This window comes from Nocardia sp. NPDC056100 (assembly GCF_042266325.1).
Classification (GTDB): Bacteria; Actinomycetota; Actinomycetes; order Mycobacteriales; family Mycobacteriaceae; genus Nocardia.
The window spans coordinates 1480111-1487393 of record NZ_JBHJVY010000003.1 but is presented as its reverse complement, the minus strand read 5'-3'; the positions used below and the strand labels follow the sequence as shown (position 1 = coordinate 1487393).

General features: G+C 65.0%; 9 protein-coding genes. 2 read left to right on the top strand and 7 right to left on the bottom strand.

The annotated features are described in order from the left end of the window. Window positions 1–30: 30 nt before the first annotated feature. From ACFC0O_RS28790 to ACFC0O_RS28775, 4 genes are all read right to left on the bottom strand, one after another. Window positions 31–528 carry a YbaB/EbfC family nucleoid-associated protein gene (locus tag ACFC0O_RS28790; RefSeq protein WP_364640960.1) on the bottom strand — a complete coding sequence of 166 codons (498 nt, stop codon included), beginning with the start codon at window positions 526–528 and terminating at the stop codon, window positions 31–33. A gap of 10 nt (window positions 529–538) precedes the next feature. After that, on the bottom strand, window positions 539–853 hold the full coding sequence (locus ACFC0O_RS28785) for a hypothetical protein (protein WP_375963047.1): 315 nt from the start codon (window positions 851–853) through the stop codon (window positions 539–541). A 136-nt stretch (window positions 854–989) separates the two neighbouring features. Next, window positions 990–1778: an ESX secretion-associated protein EspG gene (locus tag ACFC0O_RS28780; RefSeq protein WP_375963045.1), complete on the bottom strand. Its 789-nt coding sequence runs from the start codon at window positions 1776–1778 to the stop codon at window positions 990–992. After that, the gene (locus ACFC0O_RS28775; RefSeq protein WP_375963042.1) at window positions 1775–3871 is read right to left on the bottom strand and encodes a hypothetical protein; all 2097 of its coding nucleotides are present in this window, start codon (window positions 3869–3871) and stop codon (window positions 1775–1777) included. Before ACFC0O_RS28775 ends, ACFC0O_RS28780 begins: the two co-directional genes overlap by 4 nt. A gap of 114 nt (window positions 3872–3985) precedes the next feature. Between ACFC0O_RS28775 and dtd the strand changes: the two genes are divergently transcribed. Then, window positions 3986–4429, top strand: coding sequence for a D-aminoacyl-tRNA deacylase (gene dtd, locus ACFC0O_RS28770; RefSeq protein ID WP_375963040.1), 444 nt, complete (start codon window positions 3986–3988; stop codon window positions 4427–4429). A 4-nt stretch (window positions 4430–4433) separates the two neighbouring features. Here the strand turns inward: dtd and ACFC0O_RS28765 are convergent, their stop codons facing one another. Beyond that, window positions 4434–4841: a nuclear transport factor 2 family protein gene (locus ACFC0O_RS28765; RefSeq protein WP_375963037.1), complete on the bottom strand. Its 408-nt coding sequence runs from the start codon at window positions 4839–4841 to the stop codon at window positions 4434–4436. 71 nt (window positions 4842–4912) lie between these two features. On the opposite strand from ACFC0O_RS28765, the gene ACFC0O_RS28760 reads away from it, so the two are divergent. Beyond that, window positions 4913–5821, top strand: a complete 909-nt coding sequence (locus ACFC0O_RS28760) for a LysR family transcriptional regulator (RefSeq protein WP_375963035.1) — start codon at window positions 4913–4915, stop codon at window positions 5819–5821. 136 nt (window positions 5822–5957) lie between these two features. Here ACFC0O_RS28760 and ACFC0O_RS28755 read toward each other — a convergent pair whose 3' ends face one another. Next, window positions 5958–6176, bottom strand: coding sequence for a hypothetical protein (locus ACFC0O_RS28755; RefSeq protein WP_375963032.1), 219 nt, complete (start codon window positions 6174–6176; stop codon window positions 5958–5960). Window positions 6177–6187: 11 nt separating this feature from the next. Beyond that, window positions 6188–7156, bottom strand: a complete 969-nt coding sequence (locus ACFC0O_RS28750; protein WP_375963030.1) for a DUF6585 family protein — start codon at window positions 7154–7156, stop codon at window positions 6188–6190. Window positions 7157–7283 lie beyond the last annotated feature (127 nt).

The window sequence follows — 7283 nt, the reverse complement described above, 5'->3', positions numbered from 1 at the left end:
GTGCGGAGGTTCACCCCGATAGTCCGCCCGCTACCAGCCGGAATCGGTGGCCGCATTGCGACGCGGAGCCGCCGTACCATCCGATTCGGGATTCGACTGTGCCGCAATGCGTTCCGGCGCCTTCGGCGGGGCCGTCGACACCACCGGCGGCTCCGGTACACGCAATTCCCGGCTCAGGTCCGGCATACCCGGCACCAGCTCGGACAGTTTCGGCAACCGCTCCCGATTCTGCGAGACCGGCGCAAGCACCTCGCGCCCGCGCTTGGCCACCTCGGCCGCCGCCTGCTGGGCCGCCTCGGTCACCGCCTTGGCGATCTCGGCATAGTCCAAATCCTCGATGCTGGAAGAGAATTTGGTCTCGATCACGGTGCCGTCGGCATTCACCGTCACCGTCACCCGCTTCTGCCGCACCGAGGCGGTCGCGGTCAAAGCCGCACGCTCACGCTGCAATTGGGTGATGGTGCGCATCTGGTCGGCGAAGCCTTCCAGGATATCGGTCAGATCGTTGCGCGCGCGTTCATTGCTCATCGGCTCAGTCTCACTTGAACTGTCCGCCGTTGCCGTCATCCATACGGGTCAACAACTCCAGTGCGTCCTGCTGCCCCTTGGAGAAGTTGCCGAAGGTGCCGGACATATTGCGGGCACCCTGAATGATGTTGATGCTGCTCTTGCCATAGCCGTTGTCGCCGTCGACGAACCCGGCCCCCATGGTGTCGTTACCCCACGGCTCGCCGCGCCCCGTGGAGTCGGCGACCAGCTTGTCCACCACTTTGTCGATACCGTCGCGGACAATGCCCGTCTTGTTCGACGCGGTGCGCAGCAGATCCTTATAGGACTTCAACCGGTCGTTCACGAGTCGTCTCCGTCCGTTGGGCGAGAACCGCGGGGGTTCCAACCCTTACAGGCCAGAGCGACCGATCAGTTGACGGAATATTAACGGCGAGTGCCGATTCGAGCGGGACACGAACGATCGCCGCACCCCGCTCGACTCATACCTGCTGCTCGCCGCGGGCTTCCATATGCCGCAGCACCTCATCCACGTACTGCCCGACCCGCCGCACCAATTGCTCCGGACTCGTAGCCACCGCACGGATCTCAGGCTGGTCCAGTTCGAACAGATAGCGTCCGTCATCGGGTTGATCCCGCCACAGCGCGCTCTGCGTCATGAGCCCGCGCGGGCCGAAGATCGACCGGCCCTGCAATACGCGGATCCATCCGCTGCGTTCGGCGGGCTCCGCCCAGAAGGCCCGGCTCCGGACTTCGGCCGTATCGTCGAACGAGTCGAAAGCCAGCGACTGCCTGGCCTCGTAGGGATCTCGTTCCGGGGGTTCGAAGACCATGGGCAGCGGCGGCGCGCTGCCCGCCCCGGTCTGCGGCAGTTGCGCGATCATCAGTGCGGGCAGCTGTTCGGGCGCACATTCGGTGAGCGTGAATCCGGCACTGTGATAGATGGTTTCGCCCATCTTCTGCGTGACCATGACCGCGTTCCAGCCGAGCCGCGCGCCATGCACGAGAATCCGGTGCTCCGGATTCTCGTAATCGCTGTCGCGCCACGCGGTCATGATGATCTGGATCTCCGGATGCCGCAGCGTTTCGAAAACCGCGGTCAGGCCGGAATCCAGCCGCTCGCGCAATCCGGCCTCCAGCCTGGAGAGTTCACGCTCGAAATCGTCCAGCAGCGGGATGCGACTGAAATACGAAAGCGGTGCGGGCAGCCGCCCATCCAGAAAACGGTTGCACAGCACTTTGAACTCGTCGTCGGTGAACTCCCAGGTCACGCCTCCACCACCGGATCAGTCTCGGCGTACGCGTGCGCCACGGGCGGTGGTTCACCGATATGCGCGAGCGCGGACAGGAAATCCACCGGCGGCGGTTCCTGATCCGCGCCCGCCTTGACACCGGCCATCATTGGATTGTCCGAAAGATCCGCTGTCACACCGAATACCGGCTGCGTGAAGCTGGTATCCAGTCCAGCGCGCGGGAACAGGTTGGTCAACCCACCCGCCGGCGTGGTCGCGACCGCGGCCGACGCGGGGGTCACCACGGCCGCACCCGACGGCGTGACATCGCCGGGCAGACCGGCCGCCGGAACCACCGGGGTCTGGCCCGAGGTGAGCCCGAGCAACTGCGAGAGTTCGGCCAGTTTGTCCGGCTGATCCTTGATCTGCGCCATGGCCGCGGTGACCTTGTCCTCCGGCACACCCAGCAACTGCGCCAGCGAGGCGGTGTCACCGGACTTCAATGCCGTGTCGAGCGCGGTGAGCAGCGACGGCAGCGATTGCGCCGCAGTCGTTCCCGCGCTCATCAGACCGCTCAACAGGCTCGACAACTGCGACAGACCCTGCCCGCTGCTGGAGGCGTTGTTCGCCGGGCTCGTCGTGGCCCCCGTGGAAGGAGTGCTGCCGCTCGGTGAGGTCGACGGCAACGAGGCGCCCGGGGTGGTGCCATTGCCATTCGGATTGATCGCGTTCTTGGCATCGTCGGCGGCCTTCTTGTCCGCGGCGGCCTTGGCGTCGGCGGCGGCCTTCTGATCGGCTGCTGCCTTGGCGTCGGCGGCCGCCTTCTTGTCGGCGGCATCCTTCGCATCCTGGGCCGCCTTCGCGTCGGCGGCGTCCTTCGCGTCCTTCGCGGCCTTCTGATCCGCGGCGTCCTTCTTGGCCTGATCGGAATTGCCGCCACCGCCACCGCCGCCACCACCGGTGTCGGTCTTCGGATCGGTTTTCGGATCCGTCTTGGGATCGGTTTTCGGGTCGGTTTTCGGATCCGTCTTGGGGTCGGTCTTCGGATCCGTTTTCGGATCGGTCTTCGGATCCGTCTTGGGATCCACCGGTTTGGGCTGATCCAGGGCGGGCGGCGCGATGATCGGCAGCGAAGCCTGGGTCTCCTTACCGCCGTTCTTCACATAGTCGTTGTCGAAACGGTCCTGGTAATCGCCCAGGCTGGTACCGCCCATACCGCAGGTGCTCGGATTGTCATCCTTCTTCCACGGCATCCGGTCCGCCACGTACAGCATCCAGTGGGCGGTGAAGTCCAGCACCTGGCTCATGATCTTCATGGTGTTCACCAGCGGATCGGTATCCGTGGCGTATTTGGCGACCGCCTTGCGCGCCGCATCCGCGCCGACACCGTGCCAGGAGTTGTTGAACGCCTCGATATCCATCACGAAGCCGGAGACGGCGGTATGCACCTTGTCCGCCAGCGTCTTCCAGTCCTGCCCGGCGTAGTAGATGCCGGCGGTGTCGAGCATGGTGTTGTGCATGCCGATCAGAGCATCCCAACCCAGATTGCTTCCGCTCTCCCAATCGATGTAGATCGAACCGAGCACGCCGCTGGGGTCTTTCGACTTCTGCGCCTGATCACGCCAGGTCTTCACACTGTCGGGCAGATCGTGATCGATCTTCCCGAACTCCATCAGACCGATATCGCGGTTCTTGGTGTCGATGCCGACGGGAGTGAAGGCGTCGTCCTTGGGGAGCGTGTAATTGTCCAGCGCCGGAATGGTGCGACCGGCCTTGTCCAACTGCTCGGCGGAGAGCCCATCGGTGTCCTTGTACGCCTTACCGGCCGCACGGAAGGTATCCACCATCGCCTCGAGGATCGAGATGTGCCGATCGAAGGCGGTCTGGAGTTCGGTGCCGCGCGTGCTCAAGGCCGTGGCCAGCAACCCGCCGGACTTCTGATTGCCGATGGGCGGCAGCGTCTTCAGACCGAGGTCATCCACGGCCTTCCTGAAGCCGCGCATCGCCAGGATCACCTTGCCGGCCGCCTCCATACCCTGTTGGGCGGCGGAAGGGTCGAACTGCAGGGTTCGCCCCGCGACCGCCGTGTTCAGGTCCGTACCCCAGGCCGCGGTTGTGTTGTCAGGTGCCATCGGTGCTTCAGTCTCTTCCGCCCGTGATCAACTCGTTGTGCACAGCACAGCCTACTTTCATTAACTGACGGTGGCGCGCAATGGAATTCGAGGTCTCTGCCATGATCAGGGGCTATGCGAGTACTGGTGCAGCGGGTGAGTGCGGCGGCGGTGACCGTCAATGACGAGGTGGTCGGGCGGATCGATCCGGCGGCGCACGGGGCTCCGCACGGGTTGGTGGCGCTGGTGGGAGTCACCCACGGGGATACCGAGGCGACCGCGAAGACGCTGGCGGACAAGCTGTTCCGGCTGCGGATACTCGAGGGGGAACGGTCGGCCGCCGATCTGGGTGCGCCGATCCTGGTGATCAGTCAGTTCACGCTGTACGCCGATACCGCGAAGGGGCGGCGGCCGTCGTGGAACGCGGCCGCGCCGGGGGCCGTGGCCGAACCGCTGGTGGACGCGTTCGCCGCCGCGCTGCGGGAGTTGGGGGCGACCGTGGCCACCGGGCGGTTCGGGGCGCATATGCACGTTGAGCTGGTGAACGACGGGCCGGTCACGCTGCTGCTGGAGGGGTGAGCACTCAGGTTGTGATCGGGTCGAGGACGCGCTCGACCAGTGCCGTATCGCAGTGCTCGATGATTTCGGTGATGCGGCCGTCCGCCATGCGGAGGATCAGGCAGTAGGTCTGGGGGTATGCCTCACCGCGGGTGGTGGTGCCGTAGCCGCGTGCCTGGACCACCACCCGGTCCTCGTCCGCCAGGACGAAATCCGCTTCCATGCGGTAGCCGTCGGCGAACTGGGTCATGAGGGGGCGCAGCAGGCCGTGCAGGACTTGGGTTTTCGGCTCCCAGGTGCCCGCCCAGGACCAATTGCCGGGGAAGGTCCAGCGGCAGTCGTCGGCCATGGCTTCGCTCAGTGCGCGGGTATTGCCCTGCGCCAATTGGGCGAAGACGCCGCGGATGAATTCCTTGTTCTCGAGAGTGTTCACATCAGCGAAGCTACGGGCGCGCCAGTCATGCGACCAGCGAGAGTCTGGCATATCTGGTATCACATTTGCGCATGGGTGAGTTCACGGTGACCGGGTTGCGGGTGGTGCGCGAGGCCGCGCGCACCGGATCGTTCACGCGGGCGGCGGAGCGGCTGGGGTACACGCAGTCGGCGGTGTCGCGACAGATCACGCTGATGGAACAGGCCGCGGGACATCCGCTTTTCGACCGGCAGGCGCGCGGGGTACGACCCACCGAAGCGTGCCGGATCGTGCTGCGGCACGCCGACACCGTGCTGGACTCGCTGGACACCGCGCGGGAGGAGCTGCGTAACCCCCAACCGCCCAGCCGTATTCGCGTCGGAGCATTCTCCACCGCGACCGCCGCGTTGATCCCGCGCGCCATAACCATTGCCGCGCAGCAGCACCCGAGCCTTCAAGTGCGATTGCGCGAGGGACTGACGCCGGGGCTGCTGTCCGGGATCACGCGCGGACGCATCGACATGGCGGTGCTCTCCGGTGATGTCGAGGCGCCTCCCGGCGTGGAAGTCTCACCGCTACTGATGGATTCACTCCACATGGCGGTGCACACGACCCATCCGCTGGCCGCACACACCAGACTTTCGCCGACCGCACTGCGCAACGAGAGGTGGATCGTGGGCAGCGAGGATCCGCGCACCACACTGCTCGGTATGTGGGCACACGCCGGTTGGCAGCCACACATCGCCTACGTCGCACGAGACTGGGTGGCCAAACTCGGACTGGTGGCGGCGGGACTTGGCGTCACGCTGGTCCCCGGACTGGCCGTACCGGCGCTTCCCGCAACGGTTTCCGTCATTCTCGTCGACGATCCGGCGGCAGTACGGCTGACCGTGCTCGCCTATCGCCGCGGCGAGTCGGGCGACGCACATCCCTTTGCCGAGGCACTCCAGGAAAGCGCGGCTCAACTCACCGCCGAACTCCGTGTGCGCCTGAGGAATTGAGCGTCAAGCATACGCAATTCCACAATACCGATGAGTCTGCCTCGCTTGGCGGACTCCGAATCCCGGCGCACCCGGGGCCTCAGCCCGGCACCACACCGGCCAGGGCCATGCCACTCGAGATTCCGGTTCCGGCCGGTCAGTTACCTTGCCAGTACATGCGCTCGTCGCCTGTAGGTCCGGCAGGCGGGGCCGGGCGGGATTCGCGGGCCGGGGTGCTCAGGGCCAGGATGAAGCCGATGCCGCCGAGGGTGAGGATGACGCTGGGCCAGACCCAGCTGGTGGTCAGCACCATGGCCAGCGCGCCGAGGATCAGGGTGAAGGTGCTGACCAGCAGGCTTTGCGTATCTCGGTTCATGGCACTTCCCTTCAGAACGGACTTGCTTGGCAGACAGCGCGAATGGAGACCGTCGCGTCGTCGAGATCCGAATCCTTCAGCCAGTGATACCCGGAGCCGGTGTATTTACCCAACTTCTTGCTGTCGGCACGGACGCCATCCTGATTGTCGCCGCGATAGTTTTCCGATGCGTTGCGGAGATCTTTCAGTTGTTCGGTCAATTCCGATCTCGCCGCCTGCAGGGTCGAGAGTTTGTCGCAGAGTTCGGTTTTCTGCACCGGCCAACTGGTCAGGCAGGCGATGCCGAACGCGATCACCGCGACGATCGCGAAGAAGGTGTTCAGACCGCGCACCAGCAGGCGGCGGCCGAACACCTTGCCCGCCGACTCCGGCAGCTCGGGCAGCAACTGTTTGACCAGGAATCGGAAGACCAGGAAATTCGGGATCGCGTCGATGCCCTGGGTGATGCGGATGTCATCGCCCGCCTCGACCACGACCTGCCCCTGATGCACCCGGAAGGCCCGAAGGTCTTGCAGCGCAATGGTTTTCTTGCCGGTGCCGAGCTCGACCGCCGACAGCGACCAGGCCCCGAACTCCACCCGCTGCCCAGCGCGCAATGCCTCGAGGGAACCCTGCGCCTGGCGCACCGCGATGGACTCCACCAATTCCGGACCCCATTCGTCCGGATTCGACAGGCTCTCGGTGAGTTTCAGTTCCGCACCGCGGATATCGATGAGCCGGTATTCGTGGTTGGTATGGGTGTGCACGCCATTGCGATGTACCCGAGTTACCTTCTGCCACACCCTGGTTGAGGAATACAGCACCACCCGTACCTCGCCGCCCTGCAGCAGCGTGCACCCGTTCTCATACAGATCGAGCCGGGAATCCCCCTTCAGCGCCAGGTATCCCTTGCGATGCGCGCCGAGCCGATTCACATCGGCCGTCTGCGCGATTCGCCGCAGCAGCTCCGGATCCTGATTCCCCACCTGCGCCCCGGCCATGCCCCTCCTAGCTCGATCACTTCGGGCTCAAACTATCCCCCGTGCGCGATCGCCGCAAAACAAACCGGTACGTTGCGAACTCGTTCTATTGGACCCACAAAAAAACGCACCCGCACCGGTAAAACCG